At 71.6% G+C, this 18,532-nt stretch carries 18 protein-coding genes and 1 pseudogene; 14 read left to right on the top strand and 5 right to left on the bottom strand.

Features of this window, described 5'->3' with window-relative positions:
• Nucleotides 1–23: 23 nt before the first annotated feature.
• Nucleotides 24–917, top strand: a complete 894-nt coding sequence (locus Apa02nite_RS40505; RefSeq protein ID WP_203829786.1) for a DMT family transporter — start codon at nucleotides 24–26, stop codon at nucleotides 915–917.
• A gap of 53 nt (nucleotides 918–970) precedes the next feature.
• On the opposite strand, the gene Apa02nite_RS40500 is transcribed toward Apa02nite_RS40505, so the two are convergent.
• Complete coding sequence (locus Apa02nite_RS40500) at nucleotides 971–1,630, bottom strand: nucleotidyltransferase domain-containing protein (RefSeq protein WP_203829785.1); 660 nt, start codon at nucleotides 1,628–1,630, stop codon at nucleotides 971–973.
• A gap of 250 nt (nucleotides 1,631–1,880) precedes the next feature.
• Here Apa02nite_RS40500 and Apa02nite_RS40495 point away from each other — a divergent pair, with 250 nt between their 5' ends.
• The 4 genes from Apa02nite_RS40495 to Apa02nite_RS40480 all read left to right on the top strand — a co-directional run bounded on the left by Apa02nite_RS40495 (nucleotide 1,881) and on the right by Apa02nite_RS40480 (nucleotide 4,822).
• Nucleotides 1,881–2,738 (top strand): hypothetical protein, encoded by an 858-nt coding sequence (locus Apa02nite_RS40495; protein ID WP_239164887.1) that lies wholly within the window; start codon nucleotides 1,881–1,883, stop codon nucleotides 2,736–2,738.
• Between the two features lie 162 nt (nucleotides 2,739–2,900).
• Nucleotides 2,901–3,341 (top strand): ricin-type beta-trefoil lectin domain protein, encoded by a 441-nt coding sequence (locus tag Apa02nite_RS40490; RefSeq protein ID WP_203829783.1) that lies wholly within the window; start codon nucleotides 2,901–2,903, stop codon nucleotides 3,339–3,341.
• 42 nt (nucleotides 3,342–3,383) lie between these two features.
• Complete coding sequence (locus Apa02nite_RS40485) at nucleotides 3,384–4,352, top strand: NADP-dependent oxidoreductase (RefSeq protein ID WP_203829782.1); 969 nt, start codon at nucleotides 3,384–3,386, stop codon at nucleotides 4,350–4,352.
• Nucleotides 4,349–4,822 (top strand): SMI1/KNR4 family protein, encoded by a 474-nt coding sequence (locus Apa02nite_RS40480; protein ID WP_203829781.1) that lies wholly within the window; start codon nucleotides 4,349–4,351, stop codon nucleotides 4,820–4,822. Before Apa02nite_RS40485 ends, Apa02nite_RS40480 begins: the two co-directional genes overlap by 4 nt.
• On the opposite strand, the gene Apa02nite_RS40475 is transcribed toward Apa02nite_RS40480, so the two are convergent.
• A complete protein-coding gene (locus Apa02nite_RS40475; protein ID WP_203829780.1) occupies nucleotides 4,819–5,562 on the bottom strand; it encodes an SDR family oxidoreductase in 744 nt (247 codons plus the stop codon). The genes Apa02nite_RS40480 and Apa02nite_RS40475 overlap by 4 nt on opposite strands.
• A 109-nt stretch (nucleotides 5,563–5,671) precedes the next feature.
• On the bottom strand, nucleotides 5,672–6,883 hold the full coding sequence (locus Apa02nite_RS40470) for an MFS transporter (RefSeq protein ID WP_203829779.1): 1,212 nt from the start codon (nucleotides 6,881–6,883) through the stop codon (nucleotides 5,672–5,674).
• A gap of 82 nt (nucleotides 6,884–6,965) precedes the next feature.
• Here Apa02nite_RS40470 and Apa02nite_RS40465 point away from each other — a divergent pair, with 82 nt between their 5' ends.
• From Apa02nite_RS40465 to Apa02nite_RS40450, 4 genes are all read left to right on the top strand, one after another.
• On the top strand, nucleotides 6,966–7,859 hold the full coding sequence (locus tag Apa02nite_RS40465; protein ID WP_203829778.1) for a LysR family transcriptional regulator: 894 nt from the start codon (nucleotides 6,966–6,968) through the stop codon (nucleotides 7,857–7,859).
• A gap of 71 nt (nucleotides 7,860–7,930) precedes the next feature.
• The gene (locus tag Apa02nite_RS40460; protein ID WP_203829777.1) at nucleotides 7,931–9,157 is read left to right on the top strand and encodes an alpha/beta hydrolase family protein; all 1,227 of its coding nucleotides are present in this window, start codon (nucleotides 7,931–7,933) and stop codon (nucleotides 9,155–9,157) included.
• Between the two features lie 229 nt (nucleotides 9,158–9,386).
• Nucleotides 9,387–10,043 carry a hypothetical protein gene (locus Apa02nite_RS40455; RefSeq protein ID WP_203829776.1) on the top strand — a complete coding sequence of 219 codons (657 nt, stop codon included), beginning with the start codon at nucleotides 9,387–9,389 and terminating at the stop codon, nucleotides 10,041–10,043.
• A gap of 436 nt (nucleotides 10,044–10,479) precedes the next feature.
• Nucleotides 10,480–11,157 (top strand): hypothetical protein, encoded by a 678-nt coding sequence (locus Apa02nite_RS40450; protein ID WP_203829775.1) that lies wholly within the window; start codon nucleotides 10,480–10,482, stop codon nucleotides 11,155–11,157.
• 76 nt (nucleotides 11,158–11,233) lie between these two features.
• On the opposite strand, the gene prfH is transcribed toward Apa02nite_RS40450, so the two are convergent.
• Nucleotides 11,234–11,842, bottom strand: coding sequence for a peptide chain release factor H (gene prfH, locus Apa02nite_RS40445; protein WP_203829774.1), 609 nt, complete (start codon nucleotides 11,840–11,842; stop codon nucleotides 11,234–11,236).
• Between the two features lie 164 nt (nucleotides 11,843–12,006).
• Nucleotides 12,007–13,140 (bottom strand): annotated as a pseudogene (locus tag Apa02nite_RS40440) (RNA ligase RtcB family protein); the annotation flags it as partial.
• A gap of 162 nt (nucleotides 13,141–13,302) precedes the next feature.
• On the opposite strand from Apa02nite_RS40440, the gene Apa02nite_RS40435 reads away from it, so the two are divergent.
• The 5 genes from Apa02nite_RS40435 to Apa02nite_RS40415 all read left to right on the top strand — a co-directional run bounded on the left by Apa02nite_RS40435 (nucleotide 13,303) and on the right by Apa02nite_RS40415 (nucleotide 18,524).
• Nucleotides 13,303–13,791 carry a hypothetical protein gene (locus Apa02nite_RS40435; RefSeq protein WP_203829773.1) on the top strand — a complete coding sequence of 163 codons (489 nt, stop codon included), beginning with the start codon at nucleotides 13,303–13,305 and terminating at the stop codon, nucleotides 13,789–13,791.
• Between the two features lie 42 nt (nucleotides 13,792–13,833).
• A complete protein-coding gene (locus Apa02nite_RS40430; RefSeq protein WP_203829772.1) occupies nucleotides 13,834–15,228 on the top strand; it encodes an AMP-binding protein in 1,395 nt (464 codons plus the stop codon).
• Nucleotides 15,229–15,238: 10 nt separating this feature from the next.
• Nucleotides 15,239–17,158, top strand: a complete 1,920-nt coding sequence (locus tag Apa02nite_RS40425; RefSeq protein WP_239164886.1) for a metallophosphoesterase — start codon at nucleotides 15,239–15,241, stop codon at nucleotides 17,156–17,158.
• 61 nt (nucleotides 17,159–17,219) lie between these two features.
• Complete coding sequence (locus Apa02nite_RS40420) at nucleotides 17,220–18,017, top strand: alpha/beta fold hydrolase (RefSeq protein WP_203829771.1); 798 nt, start codon at nucleotides 17,220–17,222, stop codon at nucleotides 18,015–18,017.
• Between the two features lie 18 nt (nucleotides 18,018–18,035).
• A complete protein-coding gene (locus Apa02nite_RS40415) occupies nucleotides 18,036–18,524 on the top strand; it encodes a permease-like cell division protein FtsX (protein ID WP_203829770.1) in 489 nt (162 codons plus the stop codon).
• Nucleotides 18,525–18,532 lie beyond the last annotated feature (8 nt).

The raw sequence follows: 18,532 nt of genomic DNA, 5'->3' as shown, positions 1-18,532 counted from the left end.
AGTTCCGGCTCTACGGTGACCCCATGTCCGTCCCCGCCGTGTCCGACACCCGCGTCCGCCCACCCGTCACCGTGCTCGTCGCGGTCCTGATCACCATCACCGCCTGGGCCTCCGCGTTCGTCGCGATCCGCGCCGTGCACGCCCACTTCGACGCCGGCCCGCTCGCGCTCGGCCGCCTCGCCACCGGGACGATCGCGCTCACCCTCGCCCTGCTCGCCACCCGCAGCTGGGTGAAACCGACCGGACGCGAGTGGGCTCTGGTGATCGGCTGCGGGATCGTCTGGTTCGGCTTCTACAACGTCGCGCTGAACGCCGCCGAGCAACGCCTGGACGCCGGCACCTCGGCCATGCTCGTCAACGTCGGTCCGATTTTGATCGCTCTGCTGGCGGGCGCGTTCCTCGGCGAGGGCTTCCCGCGCAGCCTGCTGATCGGCATCGGCGTGGCGTTCTGCGGCGTGCTGCTGATCGGCTTCGCCGGGCACGGTGACACCGCCGCCGACCCGCTCGGTGTCGCGCTCTGCCTGCTCTCGGCGGCCGCCTGGGCGATCGGCGTCACCCTGCAGAAGCCCGCGCTGCGGCGGCTGCCCGCGCTGCAGGTCACCCAGATGGCCTGCACGGTTGGCATGATCACGACGTTGCCGTTCACCGGCGGGCTGATCGACGACCTGCGGGACGCGCCGGCCGGTTCGATCGCCGGGGTGGTCTATCTCGGCGTGGTGCCGACCGCTGTGGCGTTCGGCACCTGGGCGTACGCGCTGACCCGGATGAACGCCGGGCGCCTCGGCGTCACCACCTACCTGGTGCCGCCGCTGACCATCCTGATGGCGTGGCCGCTGCTGTCCGAAACTCCCCATCCCCTGGCCCTGGCCGGTGGCGCGGTCGCCCTGGTCGGCGTGGCACTCAGCCGGCGCCGCTGAGCACGGTCACGCCGCGGCCGTCAGCCACCCGCACCTGCGGGTCATGATCACGCCTAATCCGCCCGGTACCCCTCGAACAGCGGGCCGCCCGCGCTCGTCAGCACCTCGCCGGCGAGCGCGGCCGGGTCGTCCCGCGCCGCGAGCCAGCGCTCGGCGAACTCCGGGTCGTGTTCGCGCAGCTCGCGCAGCAGCCACTTGCCGGAGCTGACCCACCGGCCGGCCAGCGACAGCACCGCCTCGCCGGTGCCGGTCCACAGTCCAGCGGCGATCACGGTGCGTTCACCCGGGTCGGTCGCGTGCTGGAGGTCGTCCAGGCCGTCGGTCAGGCTGTAGCGCAGCCAGTCGTGCTGGGCGCCGGTCAACGGGCCCGGGCCCTCGGCGAGCACCCGCGCACACCGGGACGGCAGGTCGCCCGGGTCGCCGAACAGGACCACGCCGTGCGCCAGCATCCGGTGCGCGCTCGGCTTACGCTGGGCCTTCTCCCGCTCCAGGAAACCGTCGAGCCGTTCCCGGGTGTGCACGAACAACTCCACCGGCCACCCCCGGTAGCGCAGGCTCTCCCGATGCCCCGGATCGGACTCGTCCATCACCACGATGTCCAGATCGGAGCCGGCGGTCCGGTGCGGTCCGACCACGCTGCCGGTCAGCAGCGCCCACGCGGCGTCCGGGAAGCGATCAGCGACGAGTTCACGGGCGACATCCACCGGTTCCATACCCGTGATCATGCCGGAGTGACCGGTTCCGGTCGCCGCGGACGGAATCCGGCGTATCGACACCACCCGTTCGCTCGAATCCGGCAAATTTTTTCAGCGGTTGCGGAACACGCCTCTGACCTGCGCTTTTGTGACCGCTTCGAGGGGCTCCGGGAGGGCCTCCGGCGAAACCGCGTTGAACCGCCCACGCCGCAGGCCCCGTATGGCCCCCCAACCGGTGAACATCGACGTCCAACGACGAGGAGTGATCATGAGGTCGCGCACGTACCGACGTAACCAGGGCAACCCGGGGAACCGGCGGAAGACGATCGGCGCGGTAGTGGTCGCGGGGGTGCTGGTGGCCACCGGAGTGGCCGGGGTTCAGCTCGCCAACGCGAGCACCCAGCCCAAGGCAGCCAACCTGGTGAGCGTGGACGGTCAGCAGTTCGACGTCTCTCAATGCCAGGACCTGCAGGTGAACGCGGGCAGTGTGGTCTGCGACGGCGAGGAGCTGAAGCCGGTCGCGGCGGAACAGGACGCGGGCCAGGCGGCGGTCGCCTCGGCGCAGGCCCTGGAGGCGTCGTGCGACCAGTTCGCGCTGGACGCCGCCGCGGCCGCCGGCGAACAGGCCGGGGCTGCCGCCGAGCAGAGCGCGGCGGAGAACAAGGCCGCGAACAAGAAGCTGGCGAAGAAGTACGTGAAGTCGCTGAAGGGCAAGGCCGGCAAGGCCGCGGACAAGGGCGCCGCCGCCGCGCCGTCCGAGGCTGCCGCCGACGACGCGGCCGGTGCCGCGGAGGAGCAGGGCGCTGCCGGCGAGCAGGGTGCTGCCGAGGACCAGAACGCGGGCGACCAGGGTGCGGCGGCGAACGACGCCGCGGCAGCCGCGGTGACCTCGGCACAGGCCACCCTGCTGCAGGCGTGCCTGGCCCTCGCCGACGCGAAGGCCGTGGTGGCGGCCGGTGCCGGCGCCGCTGACGACCAGGGCGCCGCCGAGGACCAGAACGCGGGCGAGCAGGGCGCGGCCGGTGACGACGCCGCCGCCGGTGACGACGCGGCCGGTCAGGACGAGCAGGGCGCGGCCGACGAGGCCGGACAGGAGAGCGCGGCGCCTGCCGCCCACAAGAAGTAACCGGAGGCAGGCGGGCCGGGGCGACCGGCCGGCTGTCCTTCGTACCAAAGGCGGGGTGAACCGATGCCCCGCCTTTGGGTGCGTCGCGGCATGGCCGCGACCCACCGCGGTCCCGGCGATTCTGCTGCGGTGACCGGTACCGCATTCCTACAGTCACAACCTATGCGTCGAATCACCCGCCTTCTCGCCACCGCGACCACCGGCATGGTGGCGGCCGCGCCGATCCCGGCACCGCCGCCGCTGCACCAGGGCTGGATCGTCACCCGGGCGGACAGCGCGCGGTGCCTGACCGGCGGGACGATCGGCACGGTCGTCAGCACCCGGCCCTGCGGCGGCGACACCCCCGGGCAGGCCTGGTTCCAGGCCAGCGCCGGCACGTTCTACAACGGGGAGAACTGCGTCCGCGCGGATCGTGCGGTGATGCGGGTGGCGGCGTGCGACGGCGGTGATCCGGCCCAGGAATGGTCGTTCGTGACGGTGCTGCGCAGCGAGGCCTCCGGCGCGTGCCTGACCGAGGAAAACATAAATTCTCTGGGGTACGGGACGGTGCGCCTGCGCGACTGCACCTGGCAGCGCAACCAGAAGTGGCGCTCCACCTCTTAATCGGTTGACCGTCCGATCCGGCGCTCCCTACCGTCGCGTGCCATGAAGGCACTGGTAGCCACCGACTACGGCCCGCCCTCGACGTTCACCGTCGCCGACCTGCCGATCCCGCGGCCCGGTGACGGCCAGGTGCAGATCCGGGTCGCGGCGGCCGCGCTCAATCCGGGCGACCTGGCTCTGCCCCGCGGCGACCTGCGCTCCATGATCGAGCTGACGTTCCCGCACGTGCTCGGCAACGACTTCGCCGGGACGGTCACCGAGGTGGGTGACGGCGTGACCGGTTTTGCCGTCAGCGACGAGGTGTTCGGGCATGCCGTGCCCCGGGTCATGCGACCGCTGGCCGCCACCGATCGGCCCGCGCTGGGCACCGGCACGCTCGCGGAATACGTCGTGGTCGAGGCCGGCACGCCGTTCCTCGCGCACCGGCCCGCGACCCTGCCCGCCGCCGACGCGGCCGCGCTGGCCACCAGCGGCCTGACCGCTCGCGCCGTGTCGATCACCGCGGGGGTCGCGGCCGGGGAGACGGTGCTGGTGGTGGGCGCCAGCGGGGGGATGGGCACCGCGCTGATCCCGCTGCTCGCCGCGGCCGGCGCCAAGGTCATCGCCACCGGCGCGCCGGACGACGTGGCGGTGCTGCGGGAACTGGGCGCGGCCGAGGTGATCGGGTACGGGGACTATCCCGCCGGGGCCGACGTGGCGGTCAACTTCGCCGTGCCGGGCACGGAGCTGGGGCCGATCGCGGGTGCGCTCCGCCCGGGTGGGCGGCTCTACACCGTGACGTTCCCGGTTCCCCGACCGGAATGGATCGGCCGCGACGACATCTCCTGCCAGGTGGTGCTGGACAAGGACGCGTCCCTGGGCGGGATGGCCGAGGTGGCCGCTGACGCCGTCGCCGGGCGGCTGCGGCCGTACATCGCCGCGAGTTATCCGCTTGCCGACGGCGTCCGCGCCTACACCGATCTGGCCGGGCGGCACACCCTCGGTAAACGGGTCATCCGGTGTGGGGAATGAGCCTGGACAGCGCGTGGGTGCGGTGGTGGCGGGACGATATGCGGGCGCTTGCCGAGCGGATCAACGGCGGGTTCCAGGAACGGTACGGATTCGCGCCCGGCGAGCACCGGACAGGCGGGCCGGCTGCCGATGAGGAATGGCCGGGCGTACCGGAAGATCTGGCGATTTTTTATTCCGTCGTCGGGGAGGTGAGCCTTCCGGATGTGCATGTCGGGTATTGGGTTCACCGGCCGCCGCTCGACGGTTTTCCGGAGGCGTTGAGCGACGGCCGGCGCATCGTGGTGTTCGGCACCGACGGCGGTGGCGGGATGTTCGCGCTGCCCGACGCCGGCAAGCCGGTGCTGCACCTGGTCGAGGGTGGTCTGCACGACGGTGTCCACGACGCCGACCACGTCACCGAGGTGGCGGCTGACCTGAGCGAATTCCTGGTCTTCCTGCACCGGCAGGCCGCGGACACCGCCGGGGACTAGGCGGTGAAACCGCCGTCGACGTTGAGCGTGGCGCCGGTGACGTAGCGGCCGTCCGGACCGGCCAGGTAGGCCACGGCCGCCGCCACGTCGGCCGGGTCCGCGTAGTGGCCGAGCGCGGTGAACCCGTTGATCGTCTCGGCCATCGGGCCGTCGGACGGGTTCATGTCGGTGTTCGTGGGACCCGGGTTGACCAGGTTAACGGTGATCGCGCGCGGGCCGAGTTCCCTGCCCAGGGCCGTGGTCAGGCCGATCAGCGCGGTCTTGCTCAGCGCGTAGAGCGAGAAGCCCGGGAACGGCACCCGCTCGGTCATGTTGCTGCCGATGGTGATGATCCGGCCGCCGGTCGTCATGTGCCGGACCGCGGCCTGCGCGGCGACGAACGGTCCCCGCACGTTGACCGCGACCATCTGCTCGAAGTCGTCCGGGCTGACCTGCTCGATCAGGCCGGTCTGGAAGACCGCGGCGTTGTTGACCAGGATGTCCAACCGGCCGAGCTCGGCGACCGTGCGGGTCAGCGCGTCGACGAGCGCGTCCGGGTCGGCACTGTCGGCCTGCACGGCGATGGCGCGCCGGCCGGTGTGGTGGATGCGCTCGACGATGTCGTCGGCGTGCGTTTTGTTCTGCTGAAAGGTCAGCGCCACGTCGGCGCCTTCTGCGGCGAGGCGCAATGCGATGGCGGCGCCGATTCCCCGGCTGCCCCCGCTGACGAATGCGACCTTGCCCTCGATCGTGTTTCCCATGCCGACGATCCTGCCGTCGGCAATGGCGGTGGTCTGGCGGCGATCGGACTTCGCATTCGCACACGGAAAAGCGACCCGCGTTTTCTCACGGGCCGCTTTTATCTGCTTATCAGGCCGCCCGGCGGGTCAGGGCGACGACCCCGCCCAGCAGGGCCAGCATCAGCACCACGAAGCCGGTCATCGCGGCGAGCGCGGTGAACGCCTGCGTCGCGAGTCCGAGTCCGATCACCGGGGCGGTCAGGCCGAGATAGCCGATCAGGAACAGCCCGGCCAGGGACTCGCCGCGGCGTTCCGGGGCGGCCAGCGCGGTCACGGTGCCGACCGCGGTCTTGAACAGGGTGCCCGCGCCGATCCCGGCGATCACGCCACCGGCCACGAAGACCGGCAGGCTGGTCAGGTACATCCCGGCGAGCAGGATCAGCACGCCGGCGCCCTGTCCGACCAGGCCCAGGGTGAGCTTGGCGCTCGCGGTGAGCCGGCCGGTCAGCGCCTGTGCCACGGCGGCCGCGCCGAAGACCGCGAAGACCAGGCCACCGGCCAGCGCCCGGGACGGGTGGTGCAGGGTGCCGGCCACGAAACCGGGTGCGACCGAGGTGAACAGGCCGAACACCGCGAACGCGGCGAACCCGGCGGCGAGGTAACCGGCGACGGCGCGCTCCGCGGTGATCCGCTGCGGGCGGTAGGCCGGCTTGACCGGGCGCTCCAGCACCGTCTCCGGAGTGAGCGCGACCGCGACCATGGCCACCACGAGCAGGACCGCGAAGACCACGTACGGCGTACGCAACGGGGTGTGCACAAACGAAGCGAGCAGGCCGGCGACCAGCGATCCGGCACCGAGACCGCCCGTGTTCGCCGCGGTCGAGACCACCTCGAAGCGCTGACGCGACGCCCCCGGCCGATGCGCCGCGTGCAGTTCGTGCAGGTACGCGGTGGCCGTCGCGGTGATCATGCCGACGCCGAGCCCGGTCAGGAACCGGGCGGCGAGCAGCACCGGCAGCGTGGTGCCGGCCAGGAAGAGCGCCGCCGCGGCGAGTTCGAGGCCGAGCGCCGGGATCAGGATCTTCTTGCGGCCGACCCAGTCCGAGACGTGCCCGGCGAGCAGCAGGCTGATCACGACGCCGACGGCATAAACGGCGAAGACGACGGTCACGGTGAACGTAGAGAAGCCGTCCCGGGCCACGTAGAGCGGGTAGAGCGGTGTCGGGACGGTGGAGAACGCCATCGCGATCAGGAACGCCGCGGCGATCATCCAGAACCCGGCGCCGTGCCGGGTCTTCACAGGTGTCGCGGTGAGACGCGGAGCGGAAGCCAGAAGTGTCATGCCTTGAGCATCCGCACCAGCAAGCATCACGTCCAACGAAAGAATCAGCTAGCAATCATCAGTATCGGTGATACTTGCGGGCGTGGAGCTACGCCAACTCGAGTACTTCGTCGCGGTCGCCGAGGAACAGCACTTCTCCCGGGCCGCCGCACGCCTGCACGTCGTCCAGTCCGCGGTCTCCGCCGCGATCAAGACCCTGGAACGCGAGCTCGGCGCCCAGCTGCTGGACCGCAACGCCAAGCGGGTGCTGCTCACCGACGCCGGTGCCGCCCTGCTGCCCCGGGCCCGGATCGCGCTGGACGCGGCCCGCGACGCCCGGGACGCGGTCGACGAGGTGCGCGGCGGCCTGCGCGGCACGCTGCGGCTCGGCGTGCTCACCTCGATCCGGCTGCTCGACCTGCCCGCGCTGCTCGGCGAATACCACCGGCGTCACCCCGGCGTGCTGCTGCAGACCAGCGCGGCGCCGTCCGGGTCGGCCGGGCTGGTCGCGGCGCTCACCGAGCACCGGCTGGACCTGGCGTTCGTGGCGCTGCCCGGCCCGCCGCCGCCCGGCGTCCGGCTGATCGACCTGGCCCGGGCGCAGCTCGACCTGGTGGTGCCGGCCGATCATCGGCTGGCCGGGCGGACGACGGTGCCGATCGGGGAGCTGGAGGGGCTGGACTTCATCGACTCGCCGGTGGGGTTCGGAAATCGCGGGGTGGCGGATCGGGCGTTCGCGGCGGCGGGCGTGCGGCGGCGGGTGACGATCGAGATCAGTGACATCGGGACCGGGGTGGCTTATGCGGAGCATGGGCTGGGGATCGCGCTGCTCCCCCGGTTCTTGCTCGCCGAGGTGACGGGGGTGGCGGTGCTGTCGGTGACCGGGGCGGATCTGAGTTGGCCGCTGTCGCTGGCGATCCCGGCGGATCGGGCGGTGGGTGCGGCTACCCGCGCCTTGATCGACCTGGTGCTGGCGGTGTTCCAGATCAAGGGGTAGTCCTGGCACTACCTTTTATCGTGAGGCTGGCCGGATCGAAGTTGATCACTGGGGTGCCTAGCGTTTCTCCCATGCGGACACTTCGACGAATCATCGCGGCGGGACTGCTCACCGCCGTCGCGGCAGCGACCATCGGCGGCCCGGCCATCGCCGCTCCAGCACCCACCCGGGGCTCGCTCCTGGCAGAAAACCCGCTGGCGACGTATGCCACCCCGGGCGAGGTCGACACGCTGCTGGCGGACGGCAAGTTCGATCCGGCCACCGACCGCTACGGCGTCAGCCTCCACCAACTGATCTACCGCACCATCGACACGCGCGGAAGACCCACCACCGCCAGCGGCCTGCTCGTGCTCCCGATCAACGGCGACCGCCGGCTGTCCACGGTCTCGTTCGCCCACGGCACCTCGGTCTACCGCGGCGACGCCCCGTCACTCGGCGAGGACACCTTCCTGACCGGTCCCGCGATCACCTTCGGCTCCGCCGGTTTCGCCGCGGTCGCCCCCGACTACCTGGGCCTCGGCACCGGCACCGGGCCGCACCCGTGGATGGACGTGCCGAGCGAGACCAGCGCGTCGCTCGACCTGCTCCGGGCCGCGCGCACGTTCGCCGCCCGGCAGGGGCGCACGCTGGACCAGGACGTCTACGCCTCGGGCTTCTCGCAAGGGGCGTCGGCGGCGCTCGGCCTGGCCCGGGCGCTGCAGGAGGGCGCCGACCCGTGGTTCCGGCCGGCTGCGGTCGCTCCGATCAGCGGGGCGTACGCGATCCGCCGCGCCGAGATCCCGGCCGTGTTCACCCCCGAGGTGCAGCCGAGGTTGGCGTCGATCTACATGGCGTATCTGCTGACGTCGTACGACCGGCTGCACGACATCTACCGCGACCCGGCGGACGTGTTCCAGAAGGACTACGTCGGGATCGGTGACCTGCTCGACGCCAGCCACCCCGGCGTGGAGGTGCTCGAGGGCGCGCCGCCGACGGTCGGTGACCTGCTCACCGAGCGGGGGCGGGAGTTGCTGTTCCACCCGACACCCCGGTTCGCGGCCGCGCTGCGCGAGGCGGACAGCGTCTGCGAGTGGCGGCCGGGCGTGCCGGCTCGGCTGTACTTCAGCCCCGGCGACGAGCAGGCCGTGAACGCCAACACGACGGCCTGCCGGGACTCCTTCGCCACGCACGGCGTCCAGGTTCCGGTGGTGGACGTGGGGGTGGACACGTCGTACAGCGGCATGGTCCACGAAGGGTCGGAGCTGCTGGCCGTGCCCCGGATCACCCGCTGGTTCACCGAGCTGGCCGGCTCACGCTGACGGACTACCGGCTGTCCACCGGTGGGATTAGATCCCTCGGGTGGACAGCCCTATCAGCACCTTTAACCTGCCCCGCCGCGACCCGGCGCCGGTGGGCGTTCGTCCTGCTGCTCGCCACCACCGCCCTGCTCGGCGACGTCCAGAACGCCGTGTCCACCCCGCACACACCCCCGGCGACCAGCGCCGCCCCGTAATGTGAGTCCATTCCGGATTCGGGGTGGGGGCACGCATGGGTTACGACCTGCACATCAGCCGGGCGATCTTCGATCCGTACGCGGAGCGGTACCCGATCGCCATCGAGGAGGTCCGGCTCCTGGTCAGCCGGACCCCCTGGCTCTCCATGCCGAACGGCACGGTCATCGTGCCCGACGGCAGCGACACGCTCTGGATGTGGCACTTCAACGGCCAAATCTCCGCCAAGAACCCGTCCGATCACCTGAAGCGCCGCATGGTGGAGATGGCCGGTCTCCTCGACGCGTGGGTCACCGGCGACTACGGCGAGCTCTACGAACTTCACGACGGCGAGGTCACCACGCGGGAGGCGACCCCCGACGAGCGGTTCGGGCCGTCGGGCTGTATCACCCGGGGCCGCGGCATCCCCGGCATCACCGAACAGGAGTGGCTGCGCCTGGTCGCCGCCCAGCCCGACTTCACGCTGATGACCACGATCACGGCTCGGCTGCCGTCCGGCCCGAAACAGATCCCCTGCCCACCGGTGCCCTGCTGGACCGCCCACCCGTCCGGCCAGCCGATCCCGTTCTTCTACGACGACCCCGACATCCAGGTCCACCGCCCGGACCCGCCGATCATCCGCCGCATGCGCGACCTGGCCACCCACCTGAACGCCCGCGCCGTCGACGACTGGGACCACGACCTCACCCCTTGACCGCTGTCACTCCCGGTCAACCCGTTTGGCGCCCACTCCCGGTCAACCCTTTTGGCGCCCGCCCGCAGGCCACAAACCAAGCCCCGCCCGGGAGGCCGCGCAACACCGCCCCCACTCGCGGCCGCCACGCGCCTCCCGCCGGCCGGCTGGCTCCTGGGGGTGCCTCACCACGCCGGACACACCCCTGACAACCAGCCCACCGCCGGCGGCTGCCTACAGGCTCGGCGGCTTGACGACCAGCTGACCACCGGCGGCTGGCTTCTGGGGGTGTCTCACGGGGACGGAGGCACCTCTGGCAGCCAGCTCGCGGGTGGGGGCTGGTTGTCAGGGGTGTGTCCGGCGTGGTGAGACACCCCTGGGGACCAGCCGGGGGGTGAGAAGGGTGCGGCCGGGAGCGGGCGGTGGTCTGCGTGGCGGGCGGTGGTAGAACGGCTTGGTGGGTTATGAACTGCACATCTGCCGGTCGGTGAGTCACAGTCACTCGCTGCGTTATCCGATCTCGGCCGCCGAGGTGGAAGCCCTGGTCCAGCGGTCGCCGGATCTGGGATTCACCGACGACCGTCAGGCGATCACGGTGGCCGGGACTGACCGCGTGCTGCACTTCTGGGAGAACTCGCTGGAGGCCAAGCACCCGCCGGATCACCTGATCCGGCGAATGGTGGCGATCGGCGAGGAGTTGGACGCCTGGGTCACCGGGGACGAGGGCGAGATCTACTCCTGGAACGGGCAGGAGATCGAGACCCGGGACCCCGACGAGGACGACGAGCCCGGCGAGGGCGCGGCTTGGATCACCCGGGGTTGCGCGGCGGCCGGGCGCAACGACTTCGCGCCGATCGTCGAGGCGGAGTGGCTGGCGTTCGCGGCCGAGCTTGACGGCTTCGAGGTGCGGAGCGAGATCGGGGCGCGGTTGCCTTCCGGGCCGCGCCCGATCCCCTGTCCGCCGATCGCGATCTGGACCGGTCACCCATCCGGCGAGCCGGTGCCGTTCTGGTTCGACGAGGACCTGCTCGAGATCGACGTCCTGGACGAGCCCACCCTGCGCTGCATGCTGCTGGTCGCCGCCGGGCTCGACGCCGAGGTCCAGGACCGCGACGACCAGCAGCTCACGGTCTGAACGCCGGTCGGGCGCTGGTTACGGCCCGCGGCCCGGCCGGCCGCAGGTCACGATCCGCGGACCGGCCGGCGGTGGGTCATGGGCGGAACACCCGGGCGGGGTCGCCGCGGATCAGGTCGTCGTGGATTCGCCAGCGGGCGGTGATCGTCTCCTGGCCGGCCGCCGCGTCGCCGGCTTCCAGTTTGCGGCGGAGCAGCTGCATGGCCAGGCTGCGGTTCAGGGTCAGCTGGCGTTCGGTGTCGACCACCACCACCAGCCCGGACGGGCGATGCGTGGCACGGACCGCGGTGCTCGCCTTGTTGCGGTGCTGGCCGCCCGGACCACCGGTCCGCACCGCCACCACCTCCACGTCGGACTCGGCGAACGTGGTCCGCGGTGCACCGAACGAGCAGGGCTGCGCCGTCACATACCAGTTCTTGCGCCCCGGCCCGGTCCGATACGGGCTCGGCGCCTGCCAGCACAGCGTCCCGGTCCAGGACGCGGCGAACGCCTCCGCCTCGTCCCCGCTGATTCGCACCAGCACGGAACGGAACGTGCCGGGCCGCTCCCCCGCGACGGTCTCCACCCGCTCGACCGTCACCGAGCGACCGCGGGCGTCCGCCTCCAGCCGCTTCGCCAGCTGGGCGAGCGCCCACGAGCACTCCTGCGGCCCCCGCCCGGCCGACATCAACAGATGCACGCTCATCGCCGACGCTTCCGATCCCGCGACGCGAGATCACGCGGCGCGAGGTCACGCGACGCAAGATCGGGCGACGCAAGGTCACACGACGCAAGATCGGGCGCCGCAAGATCGGGCGACGCAAGGCCGGGCGACGCAAGGCCGCGCGATGCAAGGCCGCGCGACCCAAGACCGCGCGGGGCAAGGCCGCGCGACGCAGGGCCGCGCGGGGCGAGGTCGGCCGTTTTGTACGTGACCAGCGGGACCGTGCTGGCCACCCGGGTCGCCAGGCCGTGGTCGACCAGGTCACCGACCACCTGCTCGATCCGTTTGTACGCCGTCGGCGCCTCCTCGAACAGCAGCTGACGGTCCCCGCAGACGACCAGCGACCCCACCGGCGTACGACGAAGCTCCTCGACCGTGTGTTTGGCCTTGCCGCGCCGCAGGGCGTCGGACCGGGACATCTTGCGTCCGGCCCCGTGCGCGACCGAGAATCCGGCGTCCGAACCGGCGTGCCCGGCCACCAGGAACGACGGCGTGCCGCGGGTGCCGGCGATCAGCACGTCCCGCCCGTCGCCGTTCGCGGCGCCCTTGCGGTGCAGGTAGAAACCGTCCCGGATCTCCACCGAGTTGTGGCACTCGTCGACGATCGGCGCCTCGGCAGGAGCGCCCAGCGCGTCGGCGACCCGGGCGGCCATCAGCCGCCGGTTGAGCGAGCCCCAGCGGACCGCCTCGTCGTGCGCGGCCAGGTACGCCGCCGGGTCGGCGGCCGGCCCCGCGCCGTGCACTTCGGTGTGCGCGCGCAGGATCCGCTCGCCGAGACCGCGCGAGCCGCTGTGCACGATCAGCACGAGGTCACCGGCGCCGAGCCCGAGCCGCTCCGCGTGCGTGGAATCGAAAACGGTCGCGACCCGCGCCAACTCCACGAAGTGGTTGCCGCGGCCAACGGTGCCGAGGCTGTCGGTGTAACCAGCAGGGATATCGACGTCCAGCGCAGCCGGGTCCAGCGGGACGTCCAGATCGGGGAAGCGGGCGGCGATCTTCTCCGGTACCGCGCGCTTGAGACGGAAAGGGAAGACCGCGATGCCACAGCCGATGTCCGAGCCGACCAGGAACGGGTACAGCACGGACGAGGTCATCGCCGCGCCGATCGGTGCGCCCTTGCCGGGGTGCAGGTCGGGCATGCCGGCGACGTGCCGCATGCCAGGCAGCGCGGCGACCTGGTGGCACTGGTCGAGCGCGCTGGACTCGATCCAGCTGGACGGGGAGGCAAAAACGGACACAGTCGCGGAAGGGGACTGATCGGAAGTAGACGGAAAAGACAAAACGAATGCTCCAGGGTGAACCGGCGGCGGGCACAAGCCATCGCCGACAGAGAGAAACAGGACCCGGGGTGGAGACATCAGTAATTCGTCATGCCCGGAAGCCTGCCGGACCGCCGCAATAATCGGCAACCGATTTAGCGCCCATGGGCCAGAATCGATCCCATGGAAAACGCCACCCGGTTCACCGACCCCGGCTACGGGCTGTGGCCGTTCACCGCGGAGATCCTGGTGCGCTGCCCGGCCTGCGAGGGTCTCGCCACGGTCACCAAGGCACCGGATAGCGACAACGGCCGGACCCGCCGGCTGACCTGCACCGGCTGCGGCCACAACACGTCCTGGACCGCACCCACCCTGCCCGGCGGCAACGGCTGGTCGATGCCGGGCGCGCGCGGCCCCTACGATCCGTATTTCCACCGTCCGGTGTGGCTGCGGGCGGGCTGCGGCGGCGGGCACTCGCTGTGGGCGTACAACGTCGCGCACCTGGACCTGCTGGACCGCTTCATCGGGGCTGAGCTGCGCGAGCGCGGCCAGTGGGCGAGCTGTGGCGAGTGGACACTCATCGAGGCGCTGCCGCTGTGGATGAAGGCGGCGAAGAACCGCGACGAGCTGGTCCGGACGATCCAGCGGCTGCGCGCCACACTCCCGGGGTGATCGATTCAGGTCGCGCTCAGCAATCCCTGGCATGATCCACACATGCCGTTGCTCGCAGCGCTGCTTCAGGACGCCGACCTGGCCGACTTCGTCGTCACCCCGGACCGGCGGATAGGCCGCCACGAACTGCTCGGCTGGGCCTGCGGGCTGGCCGCCGAGATAGCCGGGCGGCGGATCGTCGCGGTGCACGCCGCACCCGGGTTGCCGACGATCGTGGCGGTGACCGCCGCGCTGCTGGCCGGGGTCCCGCTCGTCCCGATCCCGCCGGACGCGGGCGCGCTGGAACGGGCGCACATCCTCGACGACTCCCGCGCCGAGCTGGTCCTCACCGACGATCCCGCGCCGTATCGCGATCACGGCGTACCCATCATGAAAATCAGCGGAGTGCGGCCCGGCAGCGTGCCGCCGGACCCCGGCCCCGAGCGGCCCGGTCTGGTCCTCTACACCAGCGGCACCACCGGCGCGCCGAAAGGCGTGGTGCTCTCCCGCGCCGCGCTCGCCGCCGACCTGGACGCGCTCGCCGCGGCCTGGCTCTGGACCCCGGACGACACGCTCGTGCACGGCCTGCCGCTCTACCACGTGCACGGCCTGGTGCTGGGGGTGCTCGGCCCGCTGCGGCTCGGTTCGCGGCTGGTGCACACCATCAAACCAACCCCTTCGGCGTACGCGGGGACTGCCGGCAGCATGTACTTCGGCGTGCCAACGGTCTGGTCCCGGATCGCCGCTGCCCCCGCCGAAGCCCGCGCACTGGCGCCGGCCCGGCTGCTCGTCTCCGGCAGCGCACCCTTGCCGGTACCGGTCTTCGACGCGATCGCCGAGCTGACCGGCCAGTCACCGGTCGAGCGCTACGGGATGACCGAAACCCTGATCACGGTCAGCGCCCGTGCCGACGGTGACCGCCGCGCCGGCCAGGTCGGCCTGCCCCTGGACGGTCTGCACACCCGGATCGTCGACGACATCGGCAACCCGCTGCCCGACGACGGGGTGAGCATCGGCAACCTGCAGGTCTGCGGCCCCACGCTGCTCTCCGGATACCTGCGCGACGGCGAGGTGCGCCCGCCCGAGCTGGTCGACGGCTGGTACCCGACCGGCGACGTGGCCACCATCGGCCCGGACGGCTGGCACCGGATCGTCGGCCGCGCCTCCACCGACCTGATCAAGAGTGGCGGGTACCGGATCGGCGCCGGCGAGGTCGAGGACGCGCTGCTGCTGCACCCCGCGGTGCACGAGGCGGCCGTGGTCGGCACCCCGCACATGGATCTCGGTGAGCAGGTCACCGCGTTCGTGGTGGCCGACCCGGTCACCGCGGAGGAGCTGATCGCGTTCGTGGCCGAACGGCTGGCCGCGCACAAACGTCCCCGTCTGGTGCACCTCGTGCCCCGCCTGCCACGCAACGCCATGGGCAAGGTCCAGAAAAAGCTGCTCACCGCCGGTTAGCGTTTGGCCCGTGAGTCTTACGGTCGACGAGTTCAGCGAGTGGAACCAGAAGCTCCTCGCCAGGCAGCCGGTGACCCGGCGGTCGCTGCTGCTGGTGGCGATGGCGGCCGGCCTGGGCGGGTGTGCGGACCAGCAGCACCGGCTGGCCGAGCGGGCCTTCACCGCCGGTGGTGGCACACCCGGCAAGACCGGCGTGGTGATCTCCGGGCGGCACCTGTCGTTCGTGCCGGGCGCCCGCGACGTGCCCCGGCACGCGATGGCGGTGACCGCGCAGCTGGCCAGCAAGACCGGGTCGCTGCCGGCGAAGCTGCGCGCGTTCGTCGACGTCGGCGACGCGCCGGGCACGTACGGCACCCAGGTTGAAGCCGGCATCAAGCACCTGGTCGGGTTGTACGCGATCCCCGGGGGCCCGGCCGGCAGCCAGTTCTACGCCAAGGCGAAGCTCACCGGGCTCAAGCCGGACACCGTCTACCACTACCGGGTCCGGCTCTCCGACGGCACGGTCAGCGGCGACGCGCACTTCACCACCGCGCCGGAGACCGCCAAGGCGTTCACGTTCACCGCGTTCGCCGACGTCGGCACGCACACCGCGCCGACCGACCCGAAGGCCGCCTGGCACGCCGACCCGGCCACGGTCACCAAGGCCGGCGGCAAGTGGCCGAAGGGGATCTTCGACAACAACGAGTACAGCGCGAGCGACCCGATCGGCGGCAAGGGCGGCACGGATCGCAAACCGGCGGCCAGCATGACCAAGCTGATGAGCACCCAGCGGCCGGCGTTCACCCTGCTCGCCGGGGACATCTGTTACGCCAACCCGTCCGGGACCGGGCTGCCGGCCGACGACACCACGGCGCTGACCACCGGGCGGGCGCCGGCCGGGAAGAACCTGTACAACCCGTACGTCTGGGATGTGTTCCTGAATCAGATCGAGCCGCAGGCGGCCTACACGCCGTGGATGTTCGCGACCGGCAACCACGACATGGAGCCGATCTACGGCGACACCGAGTACCTGGGCGGCAGCCCGGCACACGGGTACGGCGGGCACGTGCAGCGCCTGGACATGCCGGGCAACGGGCCGAAGGGCTGCCCGTCGGTCTACAAGTTCGCCTACGGCAACGTCGGGGTGATCTCGCTGGACGCCAACGAGCTGTCCTGGGAGCTGCAGTCCAACACCGGGTACTCCGGCGGGGCGCAGCTGACCTGGCTGACCGACACGCTGCGGGACTGGCGGGCGGGCGGGTCCGGTGTCGACTTCATCGTGGCCTTCTTCCACCACTGCGCGTTCTCCACCGCGCACAACCACGCCTCGGACGGCGGTGTGCGTGCCGCGGTCGAGCCGCTGTTCACGAAATACCAGGTGGACCTGGCCGTGCAGGGGCACAACCACCTGTTCGAACGTACCGACCCGATCCGGCACGGCAAGCGCACCAAGGCCGCCCCGGACGGCGCGACCGTGCACCCGGCCGAGGACGGCGTGACGTACATCTGCGTCGGCTCCGGCGGCCGGCCCCGCTACCCGTTCCGTCCGGCGCCCGGCGCGGAGGCACCGGCGCCGGCCGGGGTGGTGCCGAAGGGTGAGCAGAAGCTGCGCGAGGGCCAGCGCTATCGCGGCTACCAGCCCGACGGCAAGGAGAACACCGGCTCGACCGTGGTGAACAGCTACTTCTGGGAGAAGGAGAAGGACAAGCCGAAGAAGGGCAAGGGCGCGCCGACCGGTCAGCGGGTGGCCGAGGCGGTGGAGTGGTCCCAGGTGCGCTACGACGGGTACGCGTTCATCGCCGTCGACGTGGCACCGGCGCTGGCGGCCGGGGGCAACACCACGATGACGATCCGCACGCTCGCGGACGCGCTGCCCGGGAGCACCGAGCCGTACACCGAGATCGACCGGATCACGCTCAAGCGCCAGGCCGGGCTGGTGGTCGCGCGCTGAAACGGCCACAGCGGCGACATTGGATCTTCACAACCGCGTCCCGGATTCCTACCGTGTCAGCATGACGCGCACGGCAGAGGTCAACGGGATCACGGTCAGTTTCGACGACACGGGCGACGGGCCCGCGTTCGTGCTGGTGCACGGCCACCCGTTCGACCGTTCGATGTGGTGGCCGCAGGTGGCGGCGCTGACCGCCGAGGGCTACCGGGTGGTCACCGCCGACCTGCGCGGCTACGGCCGCAGCACGGTGGTGCCCGGGCTGACCACGCTGGAGACGTTCGCCCGGGACACGTTCGCCCTGGTCGACCACCTGGAGATCGACGACGAGGTGGTGCTGGCCGGCTTGTCGATGGGCGGGCAGATCGCGATGGAGTGCTACCGGCTGTTCCCGGAGCGGATCGCCGGGCTGGTGCTCGCCGACACGTTCCCCCAGGGCGAGACCCCGGCCGGGCACGCGCACCGCAACCAGGTCGCCGACCGGCTGCTCGCCGAGGGGATGGCCGGGTACGCGGCGGAGAACCTGCCGAAGATGATGGCCGCGTACAACGTCGAGAAGATGCCGGAGGTGGCCGAGCACGTGCACGCCATGATGGCGCACACCGCCCCGGAGGGTGCCGCGGCCGCGCTGCGCGGGCGGGCCGAGCGGCTCGACTACCGGGAGCTGCTGACCACGGTGGCGGTGCCGGCCCTGGTCGTGGTCGGCCGCGACGACGAGTTCACCCCGGTCGCCGACGCCGAGCTGATGCACGGGCTGATCCCGGGGTCGCAGCTGGCCGTGATCGACGGCGCCGGGCACCTGCCGAACCTGGAGCAGCCGGCCGCGTTCAACGCCGCCCTGCACGACTTCCTGGACCAATGACGGTATGGTCCCTCGATCATGAGCGAATCTCCTGACCAGCCGGCCGCGGCCGCCCGCTCCCGCCGCGGTGTGCCGCCCGCCCTGGCCGCCGTGGTGGCGCTACTGGTCGGCGCGGGTGGCGCCGCCGGCGGGCTCTACCTGGCCGGCTGGCGGGAGGTCCCGGAACAGTCCTACAACGTGATGGTCATCCTCAAGCAGGAGGCCACCCCGGAGCAGAAGGCCGCGGTCAAGGCGGTGCTCGAGAAGCTGCCCACCCCCACCGGCCTGCACCTGGCGACCCGGGCCGAGGCGTACGCCGAGGCCAAGCAGGCCTACGCCGGTGTCGACTCGGAGGCCGTGGACGCGCTCACCGAGGAGAGCATGCCGGAGTCGTACCGGGTGACCACCTCGAGCCGGGACTTCGACTGCGCGCCGCTCAAGCCGCTGACCAGCCTGCAGGGCATCTCGAAGCTCTCGATCGTGCGGCCGAACACCGCGGACTCCCCCGGCGCTCAGATCATCTGCTGAGCCCGGGG

The sequence above is a fragment of the Actinoplanes palleronii genome (genome assembly GCF_016862315.1).
Taxonomy (GTDB): domain Bacteria; phylum Actinomycetota; class Actinomycetes; order Mycobacteriales; family Micromonosporaceae; genus Actinoplanes; species Actinoplanes palleronii.
Note: the sequence above shows the minus strand (reverse complement) of the source record. Positions and strands in the feature narration are given on the sequence as shown.

Bases quoted from the DNA above. Each gene is read 5' to 3' on its own strand.
- Apa02nite_RS40455 (WP_203829776.1), top strand. From the start codon at position 9,387: ATGGGTTACGACCTGCACATCAGCCGGGCGATCTTCGATCCGTACGCG.
- Apa02nite_RS40475 (WP_203829780.1), bottom strand. From the start codon at position 5,562: ATGGGAAACACGATCGAGGGCAAGGTCGCATTCGTCAGCGGGGGCAGC.
- Apa02nite_RS40460 (WP_203829777.1), top strand. From the start codon at position 7,931: ATGCGGACACTTCGACGAATCATCGCGGCGGGACTGCTCACCGCCGTC.
- Apa02nite_RS40485 (WP_203829782.1), top strand. From the start codon at position 3,384: ATGAAGGCACTGGTAGCCACCGACTACGGCCCGCCCTCGACGTTCACC.
- Apa02nite_RS40500 (WP_203829785.1), bottom strand. From the start codon at position 1,630: ATGGAACCGGTGGATGTCGCCCGTGAACTCGTCGCTGATCGCTTCCCG.
- Apa02nite_RS40505 (WP_203829786.1), top strand. From the start codon at position 24: ATGTCCGTCCCCGCCGTGTCCGACACCCGCGTCCGCCCACCCGTCACC.
- Apa02nite_RS40495 (WP_239164887.1), top strand. From the start codon at position 1,881: ATGAGGTCGCGCACGTACCGACGTAACCAGGGCAACCCGGGGAACCGG.
- Apa02nite_RS40435 (WP_203829773.1), top strand. From the start codon at position 13,303: ATGGAAAACGCCACCCGGTTCACCGACCCCGGCTACGGGCTGTGGCCG.
- Apa02nite_RS40420 (WP_203829771.1), top strand. From the start codon at position 17,220: ATGACGCGCACGGCAGAGGTCAACGGGATCACGGTCAGTTTCGACGAC.
- Apa02nite_RS40480 (WP_203829781.1), top strand. From the start codon at position 4,349: ATGAGCCTGGACAGCGCGTGGGTGCGGTGGTGGCGGGACGATATGCGG.
- Apa02nite_RS40430 (WP_203829772.1), top strand. From the start codon at position 13,834: ATGCCGTTGCTCGCAGCGCTGCTTCAGGACGCCGACCTGGCCGACTTC.
- Apa02nite_RS40415 (WP_203829770.1), top strand. From the start codon at position 18,036: ATGAGCGAATCTCCTGACCAGCCGGCCGCGGCCGCCCGCTCCCGCCGC.
- Apa02nite_RS40490 (WP_203829783.1), top strand. From the start codon at position 2,901: ATGCGTCGAATCACCCGCCTTCTCGCCACCGCGACCACCGGCATGGTG.
- prfH (WP_203829774.1), bottom strand. From the start codon at position 11,842: ATGAGCGTGCATCTGTTGATGTCGGCCGGGCGGGGGCCGCAGGAGTGC.
- Apa02nite_RS40470 (WP_203829779.1), bottom strand. From the start codon at position 6,883: ATGACACTTCTGGCTTCCGCTCCGCGTCTCACCGCGACACCTGTGAAG.